Source organism: Cellulomonas sp. URHE0023, assembly GCF_000688475.1.
Taxonomy (GTDB): domain Bacteria; phylum Actinomycetota; class Actinomycetes; order Actinomycetales; family Cellulomonadaceae; genus Cellulomonas.
On record NZ_JIAN01000006.1, the window covers coordinates 601,785 to 628,769 of the forward strand.

Annotated in this window: 18 protein-coding genes; 2 read left to right on the plus strand and 16 right to left on the minus strand. The window is 68.4% G+C overall.

The genetic code is table 11. The features are described 5' to 3' along the window. Positions 1-17: 17 nt before the first annotated feature. The 15 genes from N553_RS22435 to N553_RS0112120 form a co-directional block, all read right to left on the minus strand. Positions 18-3,125, minus strand: a complete 3,108-nt coding sequence (locus N553_RS22435) for a DUF4157 domain-containing protein (protein WP_197030032.1) — start codon at positions 3,123-3,125, stop codon at positions 18-20. A gap of 216 nt (positions 3,126-3,341) precedes the next feature. Then, complete coding sequence (locus N553_RS0112055; RefSeq protein ID WP_028046732.1) at positions 3,342-4,787, minus strand: contractile injection system tape measure protein; 1,446 nt, start codon at positions 4,785-4,787, stop codon at positions 3,342-3,344. A 4-nt stretch (positions 4,788-4,791) separates the two neighbouring features. Continuing rightward, positions 4,792-8,610 carry a hypothetical protein gene (locus N553_RS0112060; protein WP_028046733.1) on the minus strand — a complete coding sequence of 1,273 codons (3,819 nt, stop codon included), beginning with the start codon at positions 8,608-8,610 and terminating at the stop codon, positions 4,792-4,794. A 1-nt stretch (position 8,611) separates the two neighbouring features. Next, positions 8,612-12,391 (minus strand): hypothetical protein, encoded by a 3,780-nt coding sequence (locus N553_RS0112065; protein ID WP_034621835.1) that lies wholly within the window; start codon positions 12,389-12,391, stop codon positions 8,612-8,614. After that, positions 12,388-15,987, minus strand: coding sequence for a baseplate J/gp47 family protein (locus N553_RS22440; RefSeq protein ID WP_051640108.1), 3,600 nt, complete (start codon positions 15,985-15,987; stop codon positions 12,388-12,390). Before N553_RS22440 ends, N553_RS0112065 begins: the two co-directional genes overlap by 4 nt. Then, positions 15,984-16,457: a GPW/gp25 family protein gene (locus N553_RS0112075; RefSeq protein ID WP_051640109.1), complete on the minus strand. Its 474-nt coding sequence runs from the start codon at positions 16,455-16,457 to the stop codon at positions 15,984-15,986. The genes N553_RS22440 and N553_RS0112075 overlap by 4 nt, the downstream gene beginning before the upstream one ends. Before the next feature lies 1 nt (position 16,458). Continuing rightward, positions 16,459-16,728 carry a PAAR domain-containing protein gene (locus N553_RS0112080; RefSeq protein WP_028046736.1) on the minus strand — a complete coding sequence of 90 codons (270 nt, stop codon included), beginning with the start codon at positions 16,726-16,728 and terminating at the stop codon, positions 16,459-16,461. A 10-nt stretch (positions 16,729-16,738) separates the two neighbouring features. After that, entirely contained in the window at positions 16,739-18,478 is a 1,740-nt protein-coding gene (vgrG, locus tag N553_RS0112085; protein WP_028046737.1) for a type VI secretion system tip protein VgrG, read from the minus strand. After that, positions 18,475-19,182 carry a hypothetical protein gene (locus tag N553_RS0112090; RefSeq protein WP_028046738.1) on the minus strand — a complete coding sequence of 236 codons (708 nt, stop codon included), beginning with the start codon at positions 19,180-19,182 and terminating at the stop codon, positions 18,475-18,477. The genes vgrG and N553_RS0112090 overlap by 4 nt, the downstream gene beginning before the upstream one ends. Before the next feature lie 3 nt (positions 19,183-19,185). Further along, positions 19,186-19,368 (minus strand): DUF5908 family protein, encoded by a 183-nt coding sequence (locus tag N553_RS0112095; protein WP_028046739.1) that lies wholly within the window; start codon positions 19,366-19,368, stop codon positions 19,186-19,188. Positions 19,369-19,396: 28 nt separating this feature from the next. Further along, positions 19,397-19,834 (minus strand): phage tail protein, encoded by a 438-nt coding sequence (locus N553_RS0112100; RefSeq protein WP_028046740.1) that lies wholly within the window; start codon positions 19,832-19,834, stop codon positions 19,397-19,399. Next, the gene (locus tag N553_RS0112105) at positions 19,831-20,277 is read right to left on the minus strand and encodes a phage tail protein (protein ID WP_197030036.1); all 447 of its coding nucleotides are present in this window, start codon (positions 20,275-20,277) and stop codon (positions 19,831-19,833) included. Before N553_RS0112105 ends, N553_RS0112100 begins: the two co-directional genes overlap by 4 nt. Before the next feature lie 37 nt (positions 20,278-20,314). Further along, entirely contained in the window at positions 20,315-21,751 is a 1,437-nt protein-coding gene (locus tag N553_RS0112110; RefSeq protein ID WP_028046742.1) for a phage tail sheath C-terminal domain-containing protein, read from the minus strand. A 19-nt stretch (positions 21,752-21,770) separates the two neighbouring features. After that, entirely contained in the window at positions 21,771-22,838 is a 1,068-nt protein-coding gene (locus N553_RS0112115) for a hypothetical protein (RefSeq protein WP_028046743.1), read from the minus strand. A gap of 1 nt (position 22,839) precedes the next feature. Then, positions 22,840-23,454, minus strand: coding sequence for a DUF4255 domain-containing protein (locus N553_RS0112120; protein ID WP_028046744.1), 615 nt, complete (start codon positions 23,452-23,454; stop codon positions 22,840-22,842). 313 nt (positions 23,455-23,767) lie between these two features. On the opposite strand from N553_RS0112120, the gene N553_RS0112125 reads away from it, so the two are divergent. Next, on the plus strand, positions 23,768-24,157 hold the full coding sequence (locus tag N553_RS0112125; RefSeq protein ID WP_028046745.1) for a hypothetical protein: 390 nt from the start codon (positions 23,768-23,770) through the stop codon (positions 24,155-24,157). A gap of 562 nt (positions 24,158-24,719) precedes the next feature. Then, on the plus strand, positions 24,720-25,460 hold the full coding sequence (locus tag N553_RS22445; RefSeq protein ID WP_081844530.1) for a BTAD domain-containing putative transcriptional regulator: 741 nt from the start codon (positions 24,720-24,722) through the stop codon (positions 25,458-25,460). A gap of 114 nt (positions 25,461-25,574) precedes the next feature. On the opposite strand, the gene N553_RS0112145 is transcribed toward N553_RS22445, so the two are convergent. Continuing rightward, complete coding sequence (locus N553_RS0112145) at positions 25,575-26,984, minus strand: cellulose binding domain-containing protein (protein WP_028046747.1); 1,410 nt, start codon at positions 26,982-26,984, stop codon at positions 25,575-25,577. Position 26,985: the final 1 nt, after the last annotated feature.

A 26,985-nucleotide genomic window follows, 5' to 3' on the forward strand; every position in this document is an offset into this window, starting at 1 on the left:
GGAAAGCTGCGCTGTATTCACTCCCGGTCCGGGTCCTTTCCTTTTTGGGAGAGCTTGAACGTGGCGCCGTCGAGCGCCCAGCCGCGCTTGATGCGGTCGACGTGCTCCCACAGCTTCTTCTCGGCCAGTCTCGTGTTGCCCTGGTCGAGGTTCTCCTGGATCTCGCTGTTCTCCTTGCTGGCGCCCAGGAAGATGTTCTTCGCGTAGCCAAAGAAGTTCTTGTACCGCTCGATGGCGGCCTCGACGACCGCCGGGGCCGTCAGATCTTTCAGAGTGATGCGGGCCTTCGAGTTAGTTCCGCGCTGCTCGAGCAAGAGCTTGGCCTCGGAGACCCTTCTGCCTTTCAGGACGTCCATGTAGTGCCGACGCATGTCGTAGGCGGACACGACATGCCGGCGAGCGGTCCCGGGCTTCACGTTGATCTCCTCGTTGTCGGAGTTCGCCTTGAGAAGGTCACCCTGCTTGTTGCGCGTCGCTTCCTTGGCGATCGCCCGCTTGTGGTCGACCGAGAAGCTGCCGCGAAGGATCTTGAACTCGTCGACCATCGGATCCGCAAACTTCCAACCGGCAAAGGTCGTGCTGAAGTGAGCTCCGAGCTGCGTCATCTGGACGTCGAGCTCTCCGGATGCCGTGTTCGCAAGTTTCCGGTTCGTGCCGCTGACCGCGGCGCCGTCGTCCTTGTCCAGCTTCCCGAGAGTCGCTTGCAGGCGCCGGATCTCCGTGGTGTGGCCCGCCGTCTGGGCCAGTGGCTTCGTCCGGGCCTTGTCCTCGCCCTTGTCCTTGATCTTCCGTTCGTCTGCCACCAGGGTCATGAACTTCACGGGGTCGGTCGGGCTCGACTGCACGACGAGCTTGGCCGCGCCCTTCTCACCCGTGAACGTCAGCGTGTGCGGCCCGTCGGCGCCCCTGATCGGCACTTTCTTGCGCCACCAGGCCAGCAGCTTTCCTGCCGCGCTCTTGGCCTTGCCGACCAGCTTGTCGAGCACCTTCCCGAGCCACGCGACGATCTTGTCGAGCGCCTTGTCGATCGGCGCGCGGATCTTCTTCACGATTCCGACGAGCTTGGCGGGGATCCCGCCCAACCCGGCGAACTTGGCGAGGAAGCCGATGACCACCACCAGCGTGCTGGCCATCGTCTGCTCGACCTTCTTCGCCGCGTTCTCCACCTGGCCGGACGCGATCGCAGAGATCGAGTCGATGAAGGACGCGACGACGGCGCCGATCTGCTGGATCTTCTCGATGAAGAACGACACCGTGTTCCAGATGGCGACGACCGCCTGCACGACAGCGCCGGCCGGGTTGAGCATCATGACCAGCTTGGTGACGGCGGCCTTGACCACCTCCGTCTGGATCATCTGCGTGACCTGGCCGATGAGCTGGTCCTTCAGCTCGGTCAGCTCGGTGACGATCTCCGCCCAGGCCGCAGCAGGGCCCTGCGTCACCAGGGTGACGAGGACCGACGCCGTCTTCTCCAGCACCACCAGCACCGGTTCGGGGATGATCTTCACCAGCTTGGCGCGGATGTTCGCCCAGGTCAGGCCCAGCACCGACAGCACCAGCTTGACGATCTCGAGCAGGCTGAACGACTTCGGGATGTACACCCCGGCCTGTGCCAGGGGCCCGACCAGCCACGTGATCAACGCGGTCTTCAGATGGCTCAGGATGTTGCCGGCGAACTTCTGGAAGCCCAGCTTCCCGGCGCGGACAAGGTTGCCCACGAACCCGATCGGGTCCTTCACGATGATCCCGAACGCAGCCTTCGCCTTCGCGATGTAGGGCAGGGCGCCCGGCGCGAGGACGGACACGAGGATCTCGAGCAGGCTGAGCACCTGCTTCAACGCCCATCCCCCGAACTGGCCGACCAGGTCGAGGAAGGCGCTGCCGACCTTCCGGAACGCGCCAACGACTGTGACCACGTCCTCGAAGGTCAACGAGCTCAGGGTTGCCATGATCCGTCCGGGGATCGACATCACGAACGCCATGAGGCCGGACAACGCACCCTGGAACCAGGCCCAAGCCCGCTCGACCGCCTTTCCCCGGCGGAGGTTCTCCCATACCTCCTGCTGACCGATCAGCTTCATGAAGCCGCCGATCAGGGTCTCGGCGGTACGCGGGAACGGCTCACCGGTGATGGGATCCTGCGCGAGGATCGCCTTGAGGAGGTCGTAGCCGGCCGTCCCGTTGGCCAAGGCAGCCAGTGGGCGCAGGATCGCCTGCTTGACCAGGCTCAGCAGCTCGCCGACCACGCCCGCGCCGAAGGAGACCAGGCGGCCGATCGGGTCCGTGAAGATCCGCTTCGCACGGTCCCACACGTCCCCGAGGCTGAAGACGTCGCTGAACCCGAGGGAGTCGACGAACCGGCTGAGCGCATCGGTGATCTGCCCGCCGACGTCTCCGAGCGCGTTCACCTTCTGCTCGACCCACTCCGCCGCCTGGTTGATCACCCCGTGGGTGTCGAGCACCCGGGTGATCACCGCGCCGCCTGGCACCAGCTCGATCAGCGCACGCAGGAAGTTGGCGGCCGTCCGGTCCGTGCGGCGCAGGTTGACCGGGTTGAACCCGAGCACGAGCGTCAGCATCCGGAAGCCCGGGATGTAGTTGGCCTTGTCTGCGAAGTAGTCGAGCACATCGCTCATCCCGAGACGTTGGACGGCGGGGGTCGGGCCGGACGCGACCTGGGGCGTCGTCTGTGCGCGCTGCGCCTCGGGTGCGGGCTGGCTGGCCTTGCGCTGCGGTGTGGCGCCCTGCTGGATGGTGTGGGTGAGCTCGTGAGCGAGCAGGAGGCGACCCTCGGTGCTCGCGGGCCGGTACTGGTCGCGGCCGAAGAACACGTGGTCGCGGTAGGTGAACGCCCGAGCGCTGAGGTGGTTGCTGAGACTCGCAGCGCTCTCGTCGGCGTGGACCCGCACGCTGCTGAGGTCAGCGCCCAACCGGGGCTGCATGAACGCCCGCACGTCGGTGGGCAGTGCCTGCCCGCCGGTGGCTGCGTGCTGGATCTCAGCCCTGCTGCTGGCCGCGGCGGCGGGACGGCCCACGGCGAAGCGCTGGACAAGACTCGCCGCTGCGGGCATCGCGCTCGGCTGCGCCGGGGGCGCGGCGGCCGCGCGTTGCTGCGGGTCAGGCATCCGAACGACCTTGTCGGCGGTGCGGTCTGCCTCCCTCTCGAGCGGATCGGTGGGCTGGCTCACGCTGAGCCTTGGCTGCACGCCCACGGGCGGGCGCGACGTGCGCATGACCGGTGAGAAGAAGCCCGCGCTGCGAGACCCGCCCAGGGTGCTCCCCGAACGCGCCACCGTCGCGGAGTGCGACCTCGTGCTCTTCGGGGCGGCGGTTGACATCTCCTACCGCCACTCGACGATCATCGGACGGCCCATCCACGGGAGCCGGACGTAGGAGCATCCCCAGGGCAGCTGGTCGAGCAGGATGTCGACGGTGCGTGCATCGACCCGCAGCAGCCAGTCGCCGTCACCGGTGACCGACAGGACGCCCGGACGCTGCAGGAACTCCAGCCGTAGGGCATCCGGTGAGGTGCCCCGCAGCGCGTCCCAGTGACCGATCGCGGCCTCCAGCAGCGCGACCGACTCAGCGGTCTCGTCGTCCGTGAGGCCGACATCGGCCGCGCTGGGCATCTCCAGGGGCAGCCCGCACAGCGCCTTCGCGAGCGTCAGCCGGTGCTCAGGTGCGACGACCTCGCCGGTGGCCAGGTGGTGCAGCAGGCACAGGCCCCGGTCCGGGGTGACGACGTCGTCCCCGACCGCCACGCCGAGTGTCTCGAAGAATCGGGGTAGGAACGGGTGCAGCAGGACGAGCCCCGCGCTGTCGACGAGCAGACCGGGGTCCTCGCCACGATCGGCCTGCGTCGCGGGTTGCGTCGCAGGTTGCGCCGCGGTTTCCGCGAACGCCCGATCACGTGGACCGGTGGGCGCGGGCACCACGTCGTCCGTGGCCGTCGCGGGCCAGAGGCGCTCGACGGCCGCAGCGAGGTCACGGTCTGCGCGCTGGGCAGGAGCGAGCGCCACCCACGCCTGCCGTGCCAGAGCGCCCGGTGACAGCACCCGGCTCGCGGCAGCCGCCTGGAGCGCGACGACGCGAACCGTGCGATGAAACGCGCGCCGCACCGTCTGCGCCGAACGTGCCTCCGGGAGGACCGCCTCGACCTCCTGGACACCGGCCACGAGCTCAGGTGACAGGCTCCCGAGCACGATGAGCACGAACGCAGGCGTGAACTGCAAGGTCAGACGCTCGCTGGCCCAGGGCGTGGCGGCCAGCGCCGCGACCAGCCCCTGCCGTGCTGCGGGAGACGGTTCGCGGTGGCCCCCGACGTCGCGCCACACGTCCAGCACGAGCTGCTCGAGCGTCGTGCCCTCCGGGAGGTGCAGGGCCCACGGAAGTCGTCCGGTACGCAGGAACGTGACCAGGGCGTGGTCCGCCATCTGGGTCGGTGTCTGCTGCTCGACGACGTCGGCGTCTGGCACCGACCCTGACTCGCCGACTGAGCTCACGGGGTACAGGTGGACGTGCTTCTCGATCTCGCGCCGCACCGCCTCGGCAAGATCAGTCTCGAGGTCGTCCACCGTCGTCAGTGCCACGTCGATCGAGATGCTGTCGAGGCGCAGGTAGTCGTTCCCCGGATCGATCGAGGCCAGTGCCGACTCGATCGCCTTGGGCAGCGCCCCCGCGCACACCGAGGAGAGTCGGCGGTGCAGGGCGTGCCCGGCCGACTCTGAGCCCTGGAGCGAGACCTCCAGCACCTGACGCCTGATGGTGACCGTGCCCTGCCGCGCCACCGGCTCACCCCTCGGGCTCTGTGATGGTGATGAGCTTCTCGTGGCTCACGGCGCAGCCCTGCTCCGTGTACGCGGTCACGCGGACCAGCCTGTGCACCGGCTCGATGGGGTCGAACGTCACCGTCACGGTCTCGCCCCCGGCGATCGAGGGCATCCCGTCGTCGACCTCCCACAGGAGGGCTACCGCCTGGTCTCCCCCGGATAGCTTGGCAAAGAGCACGATCACATCCGGGGCAACCCCTTCGCGGGCTATCTCGACCTGCAGGTCGGTGCCCGCGCAGACGGACGTCGGGCGCTCGCCGCGGCACTTGTTGGACGTCGTGGCGTCGAAGACCGGTACCCACGCCGTGGAGTCCGACTCTTCGATCATCGTGCCGTGCGAGTCGTACACGAGCCGCTGCTTGCGCGTGTGCCCGCCCTGTTCCCACGAGACGACGAGATCGAACGTGAACGTGATGCACGCCAGGCGATCCACGAACAGGGAGCCGGTCGATCCCTTGCCGGCCGGTTCCTTGTACGCAAGGACCAGCCAGCCCTCGGAGCCGAGCACGCCGGCGACGAGCCGGTTGATGTCCGTCAGCCAGCGCTTCACGGCATCACGGAACCTCGCCGGCGTCATGGGAGGGCGCTCGGCTTCGATGAGGCCCGCCACGTCGGCGCCGAGCTGGGACACCTTCCCGGCAGGGTTCGCCGGGTCGGTGCGGTCGATGAGCTCGAAGCTGCGGACCTCGGCGGTGTAGCCGCTGATGGGAAGGTTCCGTTGCGCCTGAGGTAGCCAGAACCGGAAGCCCTCTCCGACGGCCTCACCGTCGCAGGGCAGATCGCACGGGCTGACGCCCGACTCGAGATCCGCCTGAATGGTGCACCGCGCAGCATCAGTGACCGTGACCGTGAGTCGATCGGTCACGGGGAGCGCCGGGCTGGTGAACGTCGTGTCGACGATGACGCCGAGGTCGGCGAGGTAGGGCGGTGTGCCGCCGCCCACCACGAACGTCACCTGCCAGGTCCCAGCCGCATCGTCGACCTGGACACTGGTCCCGACGATCTCCAGGGGCGGCGGTACCGAGACCGTCTCCGGCACCGACTCGACGCCGTCGCTGTCACGAACCACGACGGTGTGCGTTCCAGCGGACAGCAGCAGCGGACCAGCAAGCTGTTCGAAGGGCCGGTCGTCGACCCGCACCGACAGAGATCCGGCGGCGCCGGCTGCCTCGACGGTGACCGCGGCGAACCCGTCCACGTTGGTGCAAGCGGTGCTCGTGGTCACGCGCAGCCTCGTCGGCGGCAGGGTGAACTGGACGGTCGCACAGCCCGGACCACAGACGTACGGCAGGAAGAAGTCGGCGACGACGGTGCCCTCGGGCAGTCCGGCAACGGTGGCGGCGTAGACCTCGCGTGCCGGACGCGTGATCTCGCGCTTGGGCGGGAAGACCTGCCCTGTCACTTCCCTCAGCGCGATGTCGAGGTCAGGGTCGGTGGCGAGCCCCGGCTTGCGCTGCAGCCGGACGAGTGCCTCCGCGAGCGCCGCCCGGTGCGGAACCGGCCCGATGACGACTTCCGCACCTGTGTTGCCCCCGAACGTGAGGGGATCGAGCGCGGGCTGCACCACCGGGCCGGAGAACGTCGGCTCGGGCGGATCGTGGTACGCGAGGATGAACGTGCCACCCAGCGGCACGCCGGCCTTGTGCTGCACGCCGGGGTGCTCGGCCAGGAAGTGCCCGAGGAACTCCGCCTGCTTGGCCTCCCGCAGGCGCAGCCTCCACTCCTCGACGAGTGACTCGAAGGGGTCCAGACGGCAACCGAAGAGGATGTCGTCCAAGCGGACCGACAAGCCGGGTGCGTCGATGGCACCCGCCTGCCGGAGCTCCTCCATCGCCGACGCGATCGCGACGAGTCGGCCGTACTGACCGGCCATCGCCGCGAAGTCGAGCTCGCGGAGGTCCGCTGTGAGCCGGACCGACAGGTCGGACAGCACCCCGACGACGGCGAAGACCTGAGCGAGCAGGTCGGGAGCCCCGGGAGCAACCGCGAACCACGGATAGGGCCGACCCGGCTTCCAGTTCAGGGCTGCCTCGATCGTGAAGCCGAGCGTTCCCTGCCGTGCCCGGAAGTCCGGGTCGTGCCTCCTCAGCACGGCCAGGGTCGGCACCTTCGGATCCTCGGCGACCTCGGCCGGCGCACCGGGTACGACGGGGAGCGGCAGGGAGTAGAAGTACTCCACCTGCTTGACAAGGAAGCACACGAGCTCCGCCCGAAGCGTGTCGTACAACGCCTCGAGATCCCGGAACCGGCAGTCCTCCGCGCGGAGGTCGAGCGCCATGCTCTCGTCGAACGCCCCGGTGCGTAGCGCCACCACCTCGAACGGCAGTCGGTGGCTCTTCCGCAAGGTCAGCAGTGACGTGAGGGCGGTCTGCACGTCGACGCCGAGGTGGCCCTCGATGCGCAGGAAGTTGTTCGGCTCCAGGTCGTAGCGCAGTGGGTCTGTCACGAAGGTGGGTGGCGCCGGCACGTACTCCCCTGCGGCATAGCTGAGGTTCTGGTTCGCCCGGTGCCGCGCGGTCTTGACCGGGTCCCACAGCTCGTACAGGGGCGGCGTGCCGTCCTGGCGATAGTAGAAGGGGATCGCCTTCGCCGAGACGGGGACGTCGCCCCAACGGCTCGGGGTGGCCCGGATGCCGTCGTCGGCAGGCACCTCGCGGAAGCTGGCGACCATGCTGACCAGCCGCCGGAACAGCTGACGCACCTGACGGGAGCGCTCCGCGCAGTCGCCCACGGCGGGCGATCGGACGAACGCGTTGCGGTAGGCGGCGCCGTCCACGGCCTGGGTGTCGAGGACGCCGGCGACCAGGTGCCGAGGAAACAGGTCGGATGGCGGGCAACAGGCGCACACCAGGTCCACGCCTTTCCAGCGCAGCTCGTCGTAGGCGGCGAGGAGGTCGTCGAAGAGGTCCCAGTAGTACGGCAGGAAACGGACCTGGCCGGGAGTCTTGGGGGTCCCGTCGAGGAAGCCGAACCGGGTGACGAACGCGCTGAAGGGATTCGTCGGGAAGAGGTCGCCGACCAACGGCTTGAACGCCTCGTAGAGCGCTGTGAGGGCGCCCCCGGTCGCTGCGGCCAGCTTGTGCGTGCGGAACGTCTCCTGGAAAGCCTTCAGCACCTGGGCGGTCTCCACCGGGCTGGTGCTCGGGACGTCGAAGCGCGGCATGCGCAGGTCGGGCAGCCGGAGCCGTTCGGCGAGATCGGCGCCGAGGTAGGGCCCTGGCACCGGGTTCGCGGCGATGATCTTGTCCAGGTCGGCGACGTCGACCAGCAACCGGCGCAGGGTCGCGGTGACCTGGGTGCCGCGGTCGTCACAGTCGTTCGGTGCGCACGTGCGCTGGCCCGCGAGGCGCAGCTCGAGGAACAGCGCCACGGCCTTCTGGTGCAGGTCGAGCAGCGAGTCGGTCAGCAGGACCGCGCCGCCGGTCTCGTCCTCGTCCTCGAGGAGCTCCCACAACGGGTACTGCACGGGTGGTGCTGCGTTGTCGACGAACGGGGCGTAGCCGTAGTCCACCGGAAGCACATACGGCCGGACAGCGACGAGCGTGACGTCGGCCGGTTCGAGGATCAGGTAGCCCTCCGACGTCACGCCGCAGCCCTTGGTGAGCCGGACCTTCGTTCCGTCGAACGACACGTCCAAGCCGCAGACGATGCCGATCCCGACCAGGTTGGCGCGGGTCAGGCGGGTCTGCTCGTCGAGGTACTCGAACAGGTCGTTGAGGTGCGCGCTGGTGAGCACCTGGTTGGCCTCGAACATGGGGTACGTCGCTTCGGTGATGTCCATGTCAGTTGCTCCCCAGTGCGGTGTGTCCGAGTCGGACGGGGTTGACGTCGGAGCCGGCGTCGCAGTCGTGGAGGGTCGCTCGCGGGTAGGTGTTCTTCAGGCCGCCGAGGATCCGGACCAGGAGGTGCAGGCGGTAGGAGACCTCGACGTAGGTGGCGTAGCGCTGCGCGAGAAGGGCTTGGATCTCGGCGGCAAGCTCGTCGGTGATCGCCGCACCGGCGCAGCTGGGCGCGGGAGGGACGAAGGCGGTGAAGTCCTTCACAGCGGTACCTGCCGCGAGGTTGGTCTCCATCCAGTCGCGGAAGCTGGTTCCGCATGCGGCAAGGATCGCGGCGGCGCACCCGCAGAGCACCGTGCTGTCGGTCTCCGGTGGGGTCCCCCGGCGCAGTAGCTCGACGACGGTCGCCTGGAGCTGCTCCTTGGTCCAGTCGATGACAGCCTCTGCCTCGGCCCAGGCGCACCAGGCGTCCTCGAACCGCTCGAACTGGTAGCCGTGGCGCGCGATCTCGACGAAGTGCTCCACGAGCTGGGCCTGGACGTCGGCCCGCAGGTCGTCGTCCATCGCATCGGCGCAGGAGACCGTTCCCAGCTCGACCTCCTCGTCGAACAGTGTGCCGAGGGTCGTCGCCAGCACCTGCGGCAGGTCCTGGATCAGCTGGTGCGCATCGAGCCACCGCGTGAAGACGTCGCTGTAGGCGGCGTAGACCTGGGCTGCGCAGGAACAGGCGTCCTCGGCGTCGGCCACCTTGTCGGCGAGGGTGCGAGCCAGCCGATCGACCATCGGGTCGCACGGGTCGGTGATGTATCCGTCGTTTCCCACCCAGCAGGTCTTGCCGAGCAGGTGCGCGGGGGTCTGCTCCTGGATCGTCTTGTCGGCGTAGGCCCTCATGTTCAGGTTCGTGGCGAACGGCGCCGTCCAACCGGGCATGACGTAGGTGAGGCGGAACGAGTACGGATCGGAGCCGCCGCAGCACCCTCCACAGTCCGCGTGCTCCGCGCACGCCGGGTACAACGCGTCGCCGGGGAACTTGGGCCGTAGCAGCAGGTGCTCGACGACGATCGCACGCTTGTGGGCGGCCCAGGTGGCCATCACCGCGATGAAGTCGGTCGCGCGCCGTCTGGTGGGGAACGTCGTGACGGTCTCGCCGAGGTGGACGCCACTCCCGTCCACGACGGTGAGCCGCCACTGCGGGCCGGACGGCGTCGGCGTGTACCGCTCCCGCACGACCAGCTGGGAAAGCAGGCCGCGCTTGGCGCGGTCGAGCTCGCGCACGAGCGCTGCCGCCTCGACGTCGTCGGCGGGAAGCACCTCGGTGGAGGTGTCGCCGGCGACCACGGTCGTCAGCTCCAGGCGCGTGCCGGTGCCCGTGATCGACCAGTCGTCGACCGCGGCGTCGAGGTTGCGTGCGGTGATGAGCGCCGCCAGAGCAGCCCCGGCAGCCGCAGCGATGTCGAACGTCGCGACAGGATGGCCGAGCTCGTCCGCATCGAGGCGGTGAACGAAGCCGGGGGCGCCCGTCGACCGGTTCGCACGATAGGAGAGTGCCCAGTCCGGCAGACCGAGCAGCAGCGTGACCCGCTGGTGGAGCCCGGGCGCGTTGTCGGGGTCACACGGTGCCATCGACCGGTCGAGCGCCTTGCCGCGGCCGTGCCCGATCCGTGGCAGAGCCCGGAGGAAGGCGAGCTTGTCGTGGATCAGGTCGGCTCGTGCCCGGCCCTGGCCCTCCAGATCGGTGAGCGCCATCGCGTAGTCACCGAAGCTCTCCCCGAACCGGGCGAGCAGGTGGTCGAGGAACCGGTTGCGTCGCTCGCTGAACGTGGCGAAGGACTCGACGAGCGCCTGGAGCGCATTGGGGTCGAGATCCGTGACCAGGAGGTTGAGGTCGGTGATCGATGCGCCGTCCAGCGACCCGGAGAAGTAGGTACGGTCGACTGACGGGTTCATCGAGAACAGGTCGCCGGCGTGGGCGAGCTGGGCGTACGCGTTGCGCAGCAGCTGTTCGTACACCATCAGGTATCCCTTGAGCTGCAGGGCCTGGGCCTGGCGCTGCGGTGTCGCCGTAGACGGCAACCCGGCCGGGCCGATGCCGTAGGTCAGAGGGAAGCTGTGCTGTACCGGGTAGTAGGACTCCAGGTCACGCTTGGTGCCGACGGGAACCGGCAGATCGAGCTCGGTGACGTGCAGCTTCGGGCGCGCGGCGCTGCCGTGCAGCTGGACGAGGGTCGCCTCGGCCTCGTCCTGGCGGGGCTGGAACGGCAGCCCTCGGCTCGTGAACTGGAACTGCGACAGCGCGTGGTGCAGCCGCGTCCGGTGGTCCGAGGGCGGGTAGAGCAGCCATTGCGCGCTGGTCCGCTGCGGATCGAACGTCCGCGCACCGTTCGGCCAGCTCGGGTCGGCGATTCCCTTGATCGGGCTGCCCGTGTCGTCGTAGGCGGTCAGCAGGAGGTTCGCGACGCTGATGACGCCCTCGATGTCGCTGAGCCGGTCGATGATGTCGGAGACGCGCAGCTCGGTGCGCAGCGCGCTGTCCGCCAGCCCGTCGACCGTGAGGAAGCCGTTGCTGAGCTCGGGTCCGTTGAAGATGGCGTCGACGGTGTCGCCGCGTTCCCGGAGGTCCTGCAGCGACCAGAAGTCGACGGGCGGGTCGAGGTAGCGCTCGATCTCGAACCAGATCCTCGCCTGCACCAGCTCGATGTCGGCGGCCGGCTCGACCTCGATCTGCGCGCACGCGGCGATGTCGTCGATCTCGACGAGCCGGAGGCGGCAGTAGTCCTCGTCGAGGTTGCGATGAGCGTCCAGGACACCACGAGCGGCGTCGACTGCGTCGTCCGTGAGCGCCAGCTTGCGGCGGTACGGCTCGACGAAGCCGTCCGGCGAGAGGTCCTTGAGGAGGTCGAGCAAAGCCGGCACGGTCGCCTGGCGACGCACCGAGCTGTCGCCGTAGAGCCGCACGGACGCGTTCTCGATGTGGATGGTGGTGCCGTCGGAGAGCTCGACGTCGAAGTCGACGTAGAGCACGTCGAACCAGTTGCGGCGCAGCTCGTCGTCGGTGACCGGCGTGACCCCGGTGGTGGTGTTGTTCGGCCCGACCGGCGTGACCTTGGCGAGCGGGGCGATGTCCGTGGCGAGCCTCAGGCGCTCGCCGTGGTCTGCCAGCGGCCAGGCCGGGAACCGCACCTCGATGGTGAACGGTCGGAACCGGCCGTCCACGTGGACGCTGTGGCGGCGCACGATCTTGCGATCGTTGAGGTCACCCAGTCCGGGGGCTCCCTCGAGCTCCAGCAGCACGTCGTACAAGCCCTGCGGCGCGATCCGCGAGAGAGTCGTCGTGTCGTGCTTGCGTCGGGACGGGTCGTCGGAGATCACCTGCTCCCCGTCCTCGCACCACGCGAAGAGCGGCGTGTCGCACCCGCACGTCATGCACCGCACCCAGGCGTTGCGCACCTGGTCGACATCGATCAGGAGCCGGCGGAAGTCCTCAGTCGACGTGGGGTTGACGGTGAGGATCCGCCGGGCGGAGTAGAACGTCTGGTCGGGGTACGGGTCCGCGCCGCCAGCCGTCGAGTCCGCGGACACGAGGATGTCCTCGATCGGGAAGCCGGTGCGGTACGCGAGGTCGGTGATCGCGTAGGACAGCGCTTCCAGGATCGAGATGCCCGGGTCGTGCGTGTTGTAGTCCGTCCAGTGGTCGCTGCCGGCCTGCTCGATGTGCCCGACGCCTTCGCGTCGGAGCCGGTAGAAGTCCTGCGCCGCGGGCAGCTCCCCAGGGACGCGAGTCATGAGGACACCACCGCCTCGCAGCCGCAGTCCTCGACGAGGGCCGCAGCGCCGCCAGGGATCGCCTCGACGGTGTGGCCGTCAGCGGGTGCCGACACCAGGATCGAGATGGCGGTCGAACCCACGACCGTCTCGGGGAAGTGCTCCGGCGCGGCGTCGGGGAGCTTGCGGTACAGGCGGACGTCACTGACGTAGTCGACGTAGGGCCGCTCCTCGATGAAGTTCACCAGCACCGACTTGTGCACCGTGCCGTTGAACTGGGGCCGGGCCCCCGCGCGGTACGCCCACGGTGAGAGGAACTCGACGATCTCCCGCTTGAGGCGGTCATGGTGGAACGTCTCGTCGAAGCCGTCCCGCAGGCGCACCCGCAACGCCACGCTCACCTCCTCGAACTGGGGGTTGCGCACGTGCAGCTGGGCGAAGCACGACATCCGCACGCGCAGGAACCGTTCGATCTCGCGGAGCACCCGCAGGCTCGTGAAGGGGCGCAGCGGGTCCCGCGGGTCCGGCACAGCCAAGTCAGGGATCGTGACCACGGTGACGTGCCCCGGCGCGAGCTCCTGGTACTCGCCCGCGCCGCACGACGTCGGCCCGTACAGGGTGTGGTTGAGGCAACGCACCTGGTAGACGCCGGGGAACGCCTCCAGCACCAGGTGCTCGTAGTCCCACAGCGCGATCGCCCGGTCCTTGTGCCGGAGTCGCTCGCTCACTCGCGTCGCGAAGGCTCGTTCGTCCTCGACAGGCCGACCACCGAAGGTCGCGTCGGGCTGGCCGACGGACCTGACAGCAGCGTCCGGGGTCTCGAGCTTGCTGATCGCTCCGGCCGGCAGGTCGACGGCCGGCGTCGGTGATTCCTCGGGCGCCCGGGACGTGGCCCGCACCGCCTGGGCAGCCACGCCACGCAGATGGGACACGGCGTCCGTTGCCGATGCCACCGCGATCCGGATCCAGTGCTGGCCGCGAGCCATGAGGGTGTGCTCCGTGGTGGCGTCCGCAGGGAGCGCCAGCGTGACGATGCCCGAGGCGAGCAGACCGTCGGTGAGGTCGCTGACGGCGTCGGCGGGGAACCCGACCCACTGGGTGCCGCGCAGGTAGCTCCACCGCAAGTGGTGCTCGGGCTTCACGGTGCGGGGAGACGCGGTTCCCTCCACCACCCGGAACAGCAGTGCGAGGTTCTGTGGGGGCACGAGGCCCTCGACCCCGACGTACAGCTCGCCCTCCGACGGCTCGTTGGCACCTGCGACGAACTGAGGCACGACCGAAGGGTTCGTCATGCTCTGTTCGGCGTACCCGAACGGCGTGACGTGGAAGAACCTCCCGGAAGCCTCCGACGGCGCGGCGAGGTCGATCTGCTGGACGGCGTCGTACCCGAGCGTGAACGAGCCGAGCAGCGGGACGACCGGCACGATCGGCTGGGCGCCGTCGGGTCTGGCGAACCAGGCGGCAAGGCTCACGGGATAGGCGGCGACCCCGTACCCGGCGCTGAGCTTGAGTCTGACGAAGCCACCACGGCTCGCGGGCGAGTAGGGAGTGCCCGGCGTCAGGTCCGGGGTCGTCACCGGCGGCTGGTCGAAGGCTCCCAAGGAGACGGCCATCTTCTCGACGCCTCCGTCGTCGGACGACACAGCGATCGACTCTGCGTCGAGCAACGAGTGCCATGTTCCGCCGTCGAGGTACTCGACGGACATCGTCGGCGCCGACTTCCCGGCAGGATGCACGACCGGCCGGGCCATGAGGATGCCTTCGAGGTCCACCGCCGTGGGCGACTTCTGGAACGCCTCCTTGGAACCGATGACGAGCGAGCTGTTGCTCGTGGGCGCCGAACCGAACGGCAGGAACGGCGTGGACGGGTCGATCGGGCCGTGGTCGTTGGCCAGCACCAGAGTCTTGATGCCTTCCACGTGGGTCGCCAACGCGATCGACTTCGCTCTGCCGGCAGCAAGCACGGGGTACGACGAGGTCCGACGTCGGTCGTGGCGCAGCGTGACCAGCAGCACGGGTTGGGCGGTGTCGAACCCGTAGCCGTGGACCTTGGGGTCGTACGCAGTGATGGCAGGGTCGTTGGGCATGACCGCGAGAACGATCTCTAGTCCGGGCTTGTCGGTCACGGCCACCTCCGGCACGTCGACCTCGAGCCATCCCTTCTCCGTGGTCAGCCGGCAGCGGAGCTGGCCTTGCAGGCCGTCGGACGCGTCGTCCGGCAGGGCGGTGGTCGTCTGGATGTCCACCGTCACCGTGCGGGTGCCCTCGGCGAGCCACAGGTAATGAGAGGCGATCGCGAAGCCGATCTCTGCGACGGGCATGTCGATCGACCTCAGCCGGCCGTCGGCGTAGGTCTGCTTCGCGAACGGGTGCCAGGGTTCGACGTCGTCAGCGACGGGACTCGCGAAGATCCGCCCGCCGTCCTCGGGCAGGTTCTCGGACGTCGAAGAGGCGCGATGGCGGTACAGGCTCTTCAGGGCGGTCACCGTCGCCTTGTTGGCCACCAGGTCGCGGTCGAGGCTGAACTGCACGCCCGCACCGGCCTTCAGGAGGGTTCCCGACTCCAGGAGATGGGAGTCGACGTGCTTGGCCAGCTCGACGACGACGTGGGCCCGGCTCGGCTCTGCCGGGTGCTTGCCGAGCCTCAGCACCTGCTCGTAGTAGAAGTCCAGATGCTTCTGCGTGAACGTGTTGACCGCCGCGCGGGCGTGGTCGAGCAGCTGCAGGAACGCGAGGAAGAGTGCGTAGTGCGGCTGGTGCCCGCTCTGGTGGATGCTGGCCAGGAGCGCGGCGCCAGCGTCGTCGACGGCCCGGGCGTACACGGCGAGGAAGGTCTCGCAGGCCGAGGTGAAGACGTTGTGGGTGGCGAGGTGATTGACCCGGGCGACGTCGTCCGTGACGTCCCCGTAGGCACCTGTGGGCTCGGAGAGGTCGACGGCGATGTAGCTCCCCCACCCGGTCAGGCCGACGCCGCGCGGCCAGTCCGACGACAACCCTGGGCCTGTGAGGAGCGAGTCGAACGGCTCGATGCCCATCCCGAGAATGAGCGAGGCTTCGATGGGCTGCGCCGCGCGGTCCACGACGCCGAGCGCGGCGCCGGCAAGATAGAACCCGATCAGCTGCCGCAGCACCGGGCTCAGCCGCGACCGCACCAGGTTGGCCAGCGTGGCACGCAAGGGTTCGTCCCGCTCCAGACGCTGCCCGAGCGTGTCGAGCCGCAGTGCCAGCGTGCCGACGCAGTCGAAGACGGCGCCGAGCGCCCTCTTCATGTCCGCCCCGGATGCGGGCAGCTCCGGGTCCTCGAGCCGGCGCAGAAGCTCTTGCACGGTGGTGCGGTAGACGGCGACATCCTCCGTGGCGGCAGCGGCGAACCGCGCGGAGGTGTCGGCGGTGAAGAACGACTCCCAGGTGGCGTCCTCGGCTCCGTCGGGGTCGTGGAACGGCAGGTGGGCGGCATAGGCCGATGCGAAGACCATGGCATGTTCCGACCGGCGCTCGTCGACTCGCAGGCCCGGCGCGTCGGGTGCCGCGAAGGACCGCTGCACCTGGTCCGTTCCCGTGCGGACCAGCTTGAGCGGGTCCACCTGCGCGGCGCAGGCCGAGCACCCGCAGCTCATGGCACGTCCGGAAGGAGCTGGACCGTCGTCGTCAGGTTGATGTCGGTGCCTTCCTCCCGGTAATAGGGGAAGACGAAGTTGAACCGCGAGTTGGTCTCTCGCACGCGGTAGGTGACGCCGATGAGGACGCGTCCCGCCAACGTCTCGGTCGGGTCGTTCTCGACCTCGACCCGCTCCAGGTCGATGCGGGGCTCGTGGTACAGGATCGCGGACGAGATCTTGTCTTCCATCAGGGTGCGCATACGGGTGTCGAGGTTCTCGAACATGAGCTCGTCCAGGTTGCAGCCGTACTGCGGAACCATGATCCGCTCACCGCGAGACGTCGACAGGAGGATCTGCAGGCTGGAGGCGACGTCGTCCTCACCTTCGAGCATCCTGACCCCACCGACGGAGCGGTCGAACGTGGGTGGGAAGGACCAGCCGCGTCCCAGGAACGGCCTGTCACCGGGGCTCTCCGGAAGGTTCGCCATCTCACCCGCCGATCAGCACGGTCGGGGCGCCGGGCGGCAGGACGATTCCGCCGCCGGCTGTCTGGTCGGTCGCCCGAGCTGCCGGCTTGCCGCCGATCGTCACGGTCGCCGAGCCTTTGACGATCGAGTCGACCCCGCAGCCGTCGCCGACGACGGCCGCGGGCATGCTCCCGATCAGGACCGTCGACACCCCGGGAGGGATGATCGGCATCGGGGCGCCCTGGGTTGCCGTGCTCACGATCTGGTCGGTCACGCGTGCGGCTGGGAACACCACTGCCTCCTCAGTTGATCTGGACCACGGAACCCTTGAGAGTCAAGGTCCCGCTGGACGTGATGTCGGTGCCCGACCGCCCCTGGGCCTTGACGTTCTGCCCTGTGATCTGGACCTTCGTGCCCTCGACCTTGACGTCCCCTGACGCCTTCAGCGTGATGTCCTTCGCGCTCTTCAGGGTGATGCCGCCATCGTCGAGCGTGATCGAGCTGCCGTTCTGGTCCTCGAGCACGACCTTCTTCCCGTCCTCGGAGAGGCTCAGCCTGTTGCCCGCCGGGGTCTCGAGCACGACCAGCTTCTTGTCGTCGTCGAAGGCCAGCTTCAGCTTCGAACGGCTGACGTAGCCCTTGCGGTCGTTGGCGTCCGTGGCAGCCTCCGGCGCCGGCTTGGCGGTGCTGTGGACCTGGCCGAGGACCACCGGGAAGCGCGGGTCGCTGTCGAAGAAGCCCACGACCACCTCGTCGTCGACCTCCGGACGGAAGTAGGTGCCTCGCCCGTCGCCGGCGTCCAGGGTGGCCAGCCGTGCCCACACGCCGTCCTGGGAGGTGCTCACCAGCGGCATACGGACCTTGATCCGTCCCTCGCCGTCAGGGTCATTGAGCGCTGTGACGATGCCGATCTGCAGCCCGTTGACGGACGGCACCAGGCCCCCGGCAGGCGTGGCCGTCACGGGATAGGTGACGGCGTACGGCTCTGGGGAGAGCCCGAAGGAGACGTCGGTCTCCCAGTTGCCGTCGCTGAACGAGTGACGGACGCCCGCGACGAGCTGCCGGCCCGCGAGGCGCTCGCCGATGCCGGCCACCTCCACCACGTCGCCGGCGGAGACGCCGGCGAAGCCTTGGAACCGCACCCGGCCACGCACCTTGGCGAGCCGGCCCTTGAGCAGGAGCCCGTCGGCCCACGCCTGCAGCTCCGGCTCGCTGAGCTTCCCGCCGTGTCGCACCAGCTGCGCGTCGCCCCCGAACACGTCGGACAGGTCGGAGGCCGAGAGGTTGCCGCTGGCGGTGACCGACGGTTCGGACGCCTCGGCCTCGACGAGCTCCTGGTCGGTGGCGCTCCACGCGGTCGCCTTGACGCCGGGTACCTGCCATCGGGCGTCGATCTCTGCGTCGAGCTCGAGCACGGTCGTCCCGAACGTGGCCGTCACTTTCGGCTCGGCAGACGTCGACGGCGGACCGATCGTCACCGTGCCGTCGCGGACGGCGACCACATGACCGTTGGCTTCGGCCCGGCAGATCAGGAAGTCCCAGTCGGTGGCGTCGTACTGGACGACCTCCTTGAGGGACGGCCTGGTGGTCGCCACATCGCCGTCGAGCTGGTACTCGTCGAGCAGGTCGTCGAGGATCTCGCTGTCCTTGGTGTCCGTGAAGTACCTCGACCTGGAGCTCCTCGTCATGCGCACCGTCTTGTCCCGACACTCCAGCGACAGCCGGGTGCCGTTGCGGCGGATGCGCACGCAGTGCTTCACGATGATCCCCTTGAACACCGTCTCGGTGTCTCCGCGGTAGCCGAGCTTGATCTCGATCTCCTTGCCCGGCACGAAGTGGTCGGTGTCGCTGGCCGCGAACGTCTGCTTGGACGCCTCACCGTCGAGCAGCTGCACGGACGCGGAGGGGATGCGGTTGAGCTCGTTCGACACGGACGCCGAGAGCACGGAGAACGCGCCCGACACCTCGCTGCCGTCGATCAGCAGGCTCATCGAGCACACGTCTGGGCTGGCCGGCGTGGGGATCACGGTGGTGTCGGTCATCGGTGCACCACCTCGGGCTTGAGCGGCGGGAACAGGATCGACCGACCGACCTCGAGGTTCCGGAAGTCGTCCAGGCCGTTGCTGGCGGCGACGCGCAGGTAGTGGCGGGGGTCGCCGTAGACCTGGAAGCACATGTAGGGCAGCGTGTCGCCCGGTGCGACCGTGCGCTGGTGCGTGAGGTCGGGCGACTGCCGGAACTCCAGCGCGGCCCGCTTCCGTTCCTCGACCGACCCCTTGAACTTGACCCGTACGACCGCGCGAATGGGCTGACCATCAGGGTTGAACAGCTTGTAGGTGATGCCGACCTCGATCGCCCGGCCCTTGAAGACGAGGTTCCCCCACACGAGCTTCAGGTGGTAGGGCTCGTGCGTCTTGCCCTGGTACTCGACGAGCAGGTTGCGGAACGCGTTCACCTGGTCGAAGACGCCGTCCGGCTTCGGTGTGCCGTCGATCAGCCCTGTGTTGTCGAAGAGGAACTCGAAGGCGAGCTCCTCGGGGAGCGTGTACTCGAACTTCGGCTGGGCGCTGCTGGTCCCCTGGGCCTGGCCGTCAGACGTCTTGACCTTGTACTCGAGCGTGTACGTCTCAGGGTTGATCAGGGCCTCGAACTGGCCCTTGGCCTCGATCCTCCCTCCGTCCTCCGCGTCGTGCGCCGAGTCGAAGGCGAGGATCAGCATCTTCTCGAGCTTGCCGGTCGCCGCCACCGCTCACCGCTCCTTTCGGTCGTCGAGGACCTGCAGGACCTGCTCGACCAGCTCGGCCACCAGTGCCTGCCGGGAGGCGCCGTCGGTGCCCGGAGTCGTCGTCGGGGCGCCGGCCGGCGGGGCCGCTGTCCCTGCCGGCGCGGTCACCGACACGCGGATGTGGAGCTCTTTGATCTCGATCGGCACCGTGGTCCTCCCCCGCTCCGCGTCGGCCTCACGCGACCGTGAAGTACTGGTACGTCAGCTCGAGCGTCTCGACGACGACCGCGCTCTCGCTGGCGTTGAAGTCGCTGACGGTCCACTTCTTGGGCACCGCGTGCACGACGTTCCAGGTCCGGAGCGGCTCGCCCTTCTCGTTCATGAGGATCACGCTCACCGGCTTGGGCATGAAGATCCGCTCCCGGAAGGCGTCGAGGAACCACTGGACGGTGTCCGAGCCGGTAAGCATTCCGCGCTTCAGGACGAGGTCCGCGTACTTGGTCCGGATGGGGAGCTTGTGCGTGAACCGGTTCTCCCCGCCCTCCTTGTACTCCTCGGTGTCGTACTCCACGCTGAGGCCTGAGGCCGACTGGAAGTTGGCCTCGTTCGGCTGGCTCGAGCTTCCGAACTCGACCTTGTAGTAGAAGGCCCAGGGCGGGTAGTAGAGCGTCACCGGAGGAGCTTCAAGCCCTCGTGAGCGATCTCGATGCTCTCGATAGCGACCTCGTTCGCGTCCGATTTCAGATCCGGTGCGGTGAGCTTCACCGGGAAGCACCGGGCGGCCGTCCACGCAGCAACCGGTTCGTGCTTCTCGTTCAGCAGCCTGATGGTGACGTCGCGGCGTTCCTCGACGCGCTCGTTGGCGACGTCGTCGAACCAGTCGTTGAAGTCGACGTCGCTCTGGAACTTTCCGCGCTTCAAGGTGATGTTGTTGTTCTTCACGAGACCCGGCATGGCGATCTTGTTGAAGTCCTTGCTCGCGCTGTGCCGGTACTCGATCTTCTCGCGCTCCATCACCAGCCCGGTGACCTCGGTGAAGCTCATCATGGTGCCCGCCCAGTCCACCTCGAAGTGGTACCGGGGAATGGGATATTCCTGCGGCATGTCGCCCTCCATTCACTAGAGGCCGCGGCGCATGGCGCGGCCGTCGGGGTCAGCTCTCGGCGAGCTTGTGCGAGAAGCGAAGAATCAAGAACTCGGCCGGGCGCACCGCTGCCATGCCGATTTCCACCACCATTCGGCCCTCCAGGATGTCCAGGGCCGTCATGGTCTTGCCCAGGCCGACCGCGACGTAGAACGCGTGCTCGGGCTTGATGCCCTGTAGCGCACCGGCCCGCCACTGCGTGGTGAGGAAGTTCTCGATCATCGCCTGGACCTTGACCCAGGTATTAGCGTCGTTCGGCTCGAACGTAAATTGCTCCGTCGCCTTCTTCGTGGACTCCTCGACAAAGATGAAGAATCTCCGCACGCTCACGTAACGCCATTCGTTGTCATTGCCCGCGAGCGTTCGAGCGCCCCACACGAGGGTGCCCTTCCCGACGAAAGGCCGGATCGCATTGATCGACTTGCCGGCCGTGACATCCACGTTCAGCACGTCGTTCGTGGTGTTGGTGTACTGGATCGTGGGCTTGACCACGGCGTTCAGACCGACGTTCGCCGGCGCCTTCCACACGCCACGCTTGGCATCGACGGCCGCGTAGATACCTGCGATCGCTGCGCTCGGCGGCATCGTGAGCGGCAGCGCACGAATGGCGGCCTTGGCCCGTTGGCTGGTCTGGTTCGAGGTGAGGCTGTCGAGTGCCACCGACGGGGAGGCGACCGTGTCCAGCACCTCCGTGACCATCACCCGCGTGGGGTCGTACTGGTAGTCGAGCGTGGTCTCGAGGTTCGGCGCGTAGGCGGCTCCGTACTTGAGGTTGTCGTTCGGTCCGGTGGAGCGGAAGGCTGCTGCTGCTGCGAGGAAGTCCGCTCCTGGGTCGGACATCGACTCCAGGCCACCGTGCACGTCCATGATCACGAAGCGGTCCTTGAGGTCCTCGCACTGCGCCAGGCAGCTGTTCTGCAGGGTGCCGAAGTCCGCCGCCACGGTCAGGCTCTGCGCCTCGGGCACCACGATCAGGGTGGGCTCGTCGACCATCGACAGCGGCTCCAGACCACTGCCCAGATCCACGCCGTCCAGCTCGGCGCCCACGGAACCCAGGTACGGGCCGACCGAGACGATGTAGCAGGACTTGCCGCCGTTCGCGTAGAAGAGCTGCATCGCGTAGTAAAGGATGTGCTTCGACCGGGTCTGCTCGTCGATCGCAGCTGTTGCCGCGACGCCGACCGGAGCGCCCGCGGTCGCGGTGGTGGTCGTCTCGATGGTCACCGTGATCTTGGTCTCGAGCTCTGGCCCACCGAAGTGCTGCTCGTACTCGACGAGCGACTCGATCCGTTTCGGCACCAGGGTCAGGTCGCTGCCGTCCCTGCTGACAGCTCGCTCCGTGTAGCCGATGAACGCAGGGATGGCGGTGTCCACCGGCGCGATGCTCGGAGGGAACTTCGGGATCTCCTCGAGGTGGACGCCGGGAGTCTTGTAGCTCGTTGCCATGGCCTTCCTTCCTGCTCGGCTAGACGAAGATGTCGGACACGTAGCGCGTGATCCTCGACGGGTTCTGGTTGTCGAGCTCGGCGGTGACCGCTGCGCTCGACGGCTTCTGCTTCGTTCCTGCATTGCCGAAGTGGGTGAGCGGCAGCGGCTCGGTCGCGGTCGGGATGGGCTGGCCGTCGCTCCGCCTGAAGTACCGCCAGGTGGTCCGGCGGTTCTGCAGGTGGACCTCGAACACCCGCGGGCGCGGGGTGCCGTCCTGATCCGCGAAGTTGAACGGGCTGCCGGCCGACCGCACCGGAACCAGCCGGATCACCGCGCACACGTCCGGTGGCGCGTCGGCCGTCAGCTCGATGCCGAAGGCCGGTGCCCCGCTGCTCCCCGGCGGAGGGCTGATCGCCGGCACGTCGCCCTGGTGGACGAAGATCGGGAAATCGGTCCGTGCCCCCAGGACGTTGATGGGGGCGTCGGGCGGATCACCGACGCGTTGGCCGAGGTCGTCTCCCACCACGACGAGAGCCTCGACCGGGTCGGCGGCGGCGGCGCTCGGGTAGTCGGTGGAGAGGTACAGCCGCTCGGCCTCCCCCGACCCGCGTGCCACCCCGGTCGTGTTCGAGAGCACGGGGACGTTCGCCTTGTACCGGTGGACCCGCTGCGACCCGGTGACGGGGTCGGTCGGCGGCTCGATCACGGTGACGGTGGGCTGCGGGCTCAGAGAGCGAGCTGTCGGATCGGTGATGCCCGGGCGAGCCAGGGGCTGCGCGGTGTAGCTGGCGTAGTCCGGCGCGACCACGGCGACGAAGAACTCGAAGGTCGAGTCGATCGCCAGCGTGGCGTCGTCCGGCACAGCCACCAGGAACCCGAGCCCGGTGGTCCGGAAGAATCCGCGCAGGCCGGAGATGGTGGCGGACGTGGCCACGCTCGGAACGAACGAGAGCAGGCGCCGCACGTCGTAGGTGAGCAGTCGCGCGTCCTTCTTGACCGGGTCGCTGATCCTGTCGAAGTCGGTCGGACCCTCGTCCAGCCAGAAGTGATGCAGGACGCGGACGTCGAGGACCCGCGTGTACCCGATGCGGACCAGCTCTCCCACGTCAGCTCACCGTGACCTTCTGGCTGAACCCGCTGACCACCTCGGTGATGACGCCGGACTCTCGCTGGGGCGCCCGGAACTTCAGCTCGATCATGCGCAAGGAGTAGAGCGCGAAGGGGAGCTGCTTGCCGCCGAGCATCCCCCACATGTCGTTGACCTCTTCGAAGCTGGGCGACCACAGGGTGAGGACCAGCTTGAACTCGGAGAGCCGGTCGACGTCACGCGGGGGTGCGTCCTGCGTGATCGAGCTCGGAGCGACGTTGTCGTGCGTGAGGACGTTGCGGTGCTGGAAGAACAGCAGCGCTCGGGACAGCGCCCGCAGCGCGCTGAGGTAGTCGGCGTGGGTCGCCGCAACCAGCACGGCCAGGTTGAGGAAGGTGGGCGGATTCTCGTAGCGCACCCGCATCCGGACGTCGTCGCGCACGTAGGCGGGGGTGTTCTTGAGCGTGCGCTCCTCCTGGAGGTTGACCACCGAGAGCAGCACCTTCTCCCGCAGCTGCAGCGTGGACACGCCGATGTCGCACACGTTGCCGAGCGCGGCATGTGTCGAGTTGCCCTCGGCCGTCAGGTACGCGTCGAGCTCGTTGCGGAGGATGACCAGGGCGTGGTCGATCATGGCCGCACACCCTCGCGCGCGGCCGGCCCGGACCGACCCTCCGCTGGCTCCATGCGGTCCCCCTAGTGCCTCGAACGTCGCCAGACCCCGAGGCCCGTCGAACACGATGTGGACCGATCCTGTGCGAACCGCGTCAAGGGGGCGTGTCCCTGCGCGTCACGTCGCTGTCACCGTGATCGGTCGTGTCGGCGATCGGTCTCGTCGGCGATCGGTCGCGTCGACGTCGTGACGACCGGGTGATCGTCCCGTGACACGCGCGAGCGACGGTCGGGTGAGTCAGACAGGTCGCCCAGCCAGATCGCAGGAGGGTTCGATGGAGCAGGTGACGATCACCACCGCCGTGAACGTGAAGGGCGGCCCGCTGGTGAAGGTGAGTGCGCGTGTGGACTCCGACGCGTACGTCGTGGCCAGCCTCGCCCTGGCCAAGACGGCCACCGGTGATGTCTCGGTCCTGCCCACCACGGGTGCAGCCTCGTTGCTGGTGATCCAGGCGCGCAACGACCTCGACCAGTCCCCCGCAAAGGTTGAGGTCACCCCGGAGGGATCTGCGGTCGGCACCAAGCTCGTCGTCGCGGGCAGTCTTCTGGTTGCCAACACGGACGTCCTGGCAGCGCTTGCCGCAGGGGGGCCACGCAAGCTCACGGTGAAGAACGTCGGGACGCAGGATGTGACCGTCTCCATCCTCGCCGCCTTCGACTCGTGATCGGACGTGATCGACCACGCAGGGAACGCGGGCGGCCCGACCTGTGTGCTGGTCGTGACGGTGTGGTCGGACAGCAACGGTCTGCATCGGCTGGTCAGCCTCACGGGCTTCGACCCGCACCCCACCGACGCCGTCCCCGAGCTTCAGCGGAGCTACGCGCCGAGCAACGCGGCCGTGCTGGCCCTGGTCGGGGGTTGGCTGGAGGAGGTTCAGGCGAGGAGCCACCGGCTCCACGCGGTGCCCTCCGACCCGACCACCGGCGCCGGAGACGCCCGACCGGAGGGACACGGACCACGTCCCAGCCGGCGGCGGTGACGGCGCGGTCATGCCGATTCAACGCTCCCGTGACGCCGGGCGCGCACAGTAGTGTGCAGAGCGAAGAACCACGAGTCGCTCGCGCCGCTGGGCACGGCCACCGAAGACCGGTCAGCACGTCCCAGCGCGATCAGTCACCACCCCGATCCCGCTCGCGCCATCCGTCATCTGATGGTGCATCACCTACTTGCGCCTGCGGCGCTGAGCAGCCGAGAATTCCCACGGCGACCCAACCGCAAGGAGAGCCGTGACCGCCTCGGTGATCCCAGAACCCGTCCCGCAGGCCGTGGAGCTGAACCTGATCCGGGGCTTCGAGGTGCGGTGCGCTGGTGAAGCCGTCACGATCCCACCGTCCTCGCAGCGGCTCGTGAGCTTCTTGGCCTTCCAGTCCAAGCCGGTAGGGCGCGCCTACATCAGCGGAACGCTGTGGCTCGACGCCGACGAGCACCACGCGAGCGCCAGCCTGCGGTCGGCACTGTGGCGGCTGCACCCTCTCGACCTGGTCTTCGCGTCGAACACCCACCTGTGGCTCAACCCGTGCGTCGAGGTCGACCTGCGTCGCGCCACAGGTCAGGCGATGGGGGTCCTGAGGACGACGTCCTCGGACGACACGATGGTCGCCACGGCCCGTGAGCTCATCGACGTGGGCGAAGACCTTCTGGTCGGGTGGTACGACGACTGGGTGATCGTCGAGCGCGAGCGTTTCCGGCAGCTGCGCCTGCATGCGATGGACCGGATCGGCGAGCAGCTCATCGAGTCGGGTCGTTGCTACGACGCCCTTCAGGTGGGCCTTGCCGTCACCACGACGGAGCCGTTGCGCGAGAGCGCTCACCGGCTCCTCGTGCGTGTGCACCTGATGCAGGGAAATGTTGCCGAGGCGATCCGCCAGTACGACATGTACGTCGCACTCCTTCGTGAGGAGATGGATGTGGAGCCGTCCTCAGCCATCCAGGCCCTCGTCGCCCCGTACATGTCAGGTGCACGGTGACGCGTCCCGCGGACCGGCGCTCTGGCTCGACGGACGGCCCGCCCACCGTCGGGTGCGCGGGCCGTCGTCGTCAGGCCTGAGCGAGCTCAGTCAGCTCCCGCTCAGATCCGACGGTCAGGACGCCGGCACCGTGTCGAGCCACGTCGTGCCGGCCGCGCGGTAGCCGTTCACCGCGGCGGTGACCTGGGCCGGGCTGAGCGCCACGTTCTTCGCGTGGTAGAACCAGTCGACCTTCTGGGTGTAGGTCCGCGGAGTGCTGCTGCCGATCTGGCCGCCGCTGATGAACCAGAGGTTGAAGTTCACCGACTGGACCGTCTCGGGGTAGTAGTCGGCGCCGTGCGTGGCGACGAGCAGACCGTCGACGTAGTACGTGATCTCCTGGTTCGCGACGACCAGGACGAGGTCGTGCCAGCCTGCGTAGCTCTGGCGCTGCTCGCCGTGCGCGTTCACCGCGACCCAGGGGTCGTTCTGGTAGGTCTCCCAGGACGTCTCGTACAGGATGCTGCTCGGCTCGCCCCAGCCACCGTTGGGCAGGTACTCGAAGTCCTGCTCGGAGTAGTCCGGGTCCAGGTCGCGCGCGAGCGGCGTGATCGTGAAGAACGTCTCGACGATCGCGTCCCCGTCGGGGCCGCTGTCAGGCACGTCCGTGAAGAAGACGCGAGCGGCGTAGGTGCCTTCCAGGAACTTGCGCTGGTTGAGCACCTCGGACTGCTGCGTCCCCGCGCCGGTGCCGTCGGTCGACGACCTGAGCTGCAGTGCCTTGTTGGAACCGGAGACGGTCGGGAACGACACGTTGCCCTTGAGCCAGGCCGCACCCGGGATGCCCGGGCCGCCTGCGTTCGTGCGGATCGTCCAGTTGTGCGCTGCGATGCTCGCGTCGTCGGCGCTCGAGTAGCTGAAGTCGTCGAACACGACCTGGCCGGTGGCGGGCGGCGTGGTCGGGGTAGGTGTCGGTGTCGGTGTCGGTGTCGGTGTCGGGTTGCCGCCCGTGGGCGGAGTCCCCGAGACGAGCGCGCCGTTGACGAACACGGCGACCTTGGGTGCGGGTGCGTAGGCGGTGGTCGGGCTGTACGAGTAGTCGTCACCCTGCGTGATGCGCTGCCAGTCGGACCGGTAGTAGCGCAGCTGCAGGTCCCCCGTGCTGCCTCCCGCGGCCAGCGAACCGGACGTGAACCCGACCTCGAGGTAGCGGTCGGCGCCGGGGGCCCCGGGCGTGATGGCGCCGAACGTCCCCGTGACGGTCGAGCACGACACGACGGCCCAGGAGCAGGCGAACCGGTACTGCTGGGACGGGGAGTCCGCACCGAAGTAGTACCGGATCTTGACGGAGCTCAGGGCGACCGGCGACGCGCCACTGTTGCGCAGGACGAACCACGGTTCGACCTGGTCGACGGTCGCCCCTGTGGCGCTCGTGCGGTACTGCAGGCTGACAGAGGGCGCTCCCTGCGCCGGGACGGCCACTCCAACGGCGACCACTGCTGCCACTGCGGCGCCGGCCCACCAGGTCAGTTGTCGGATCTTCATG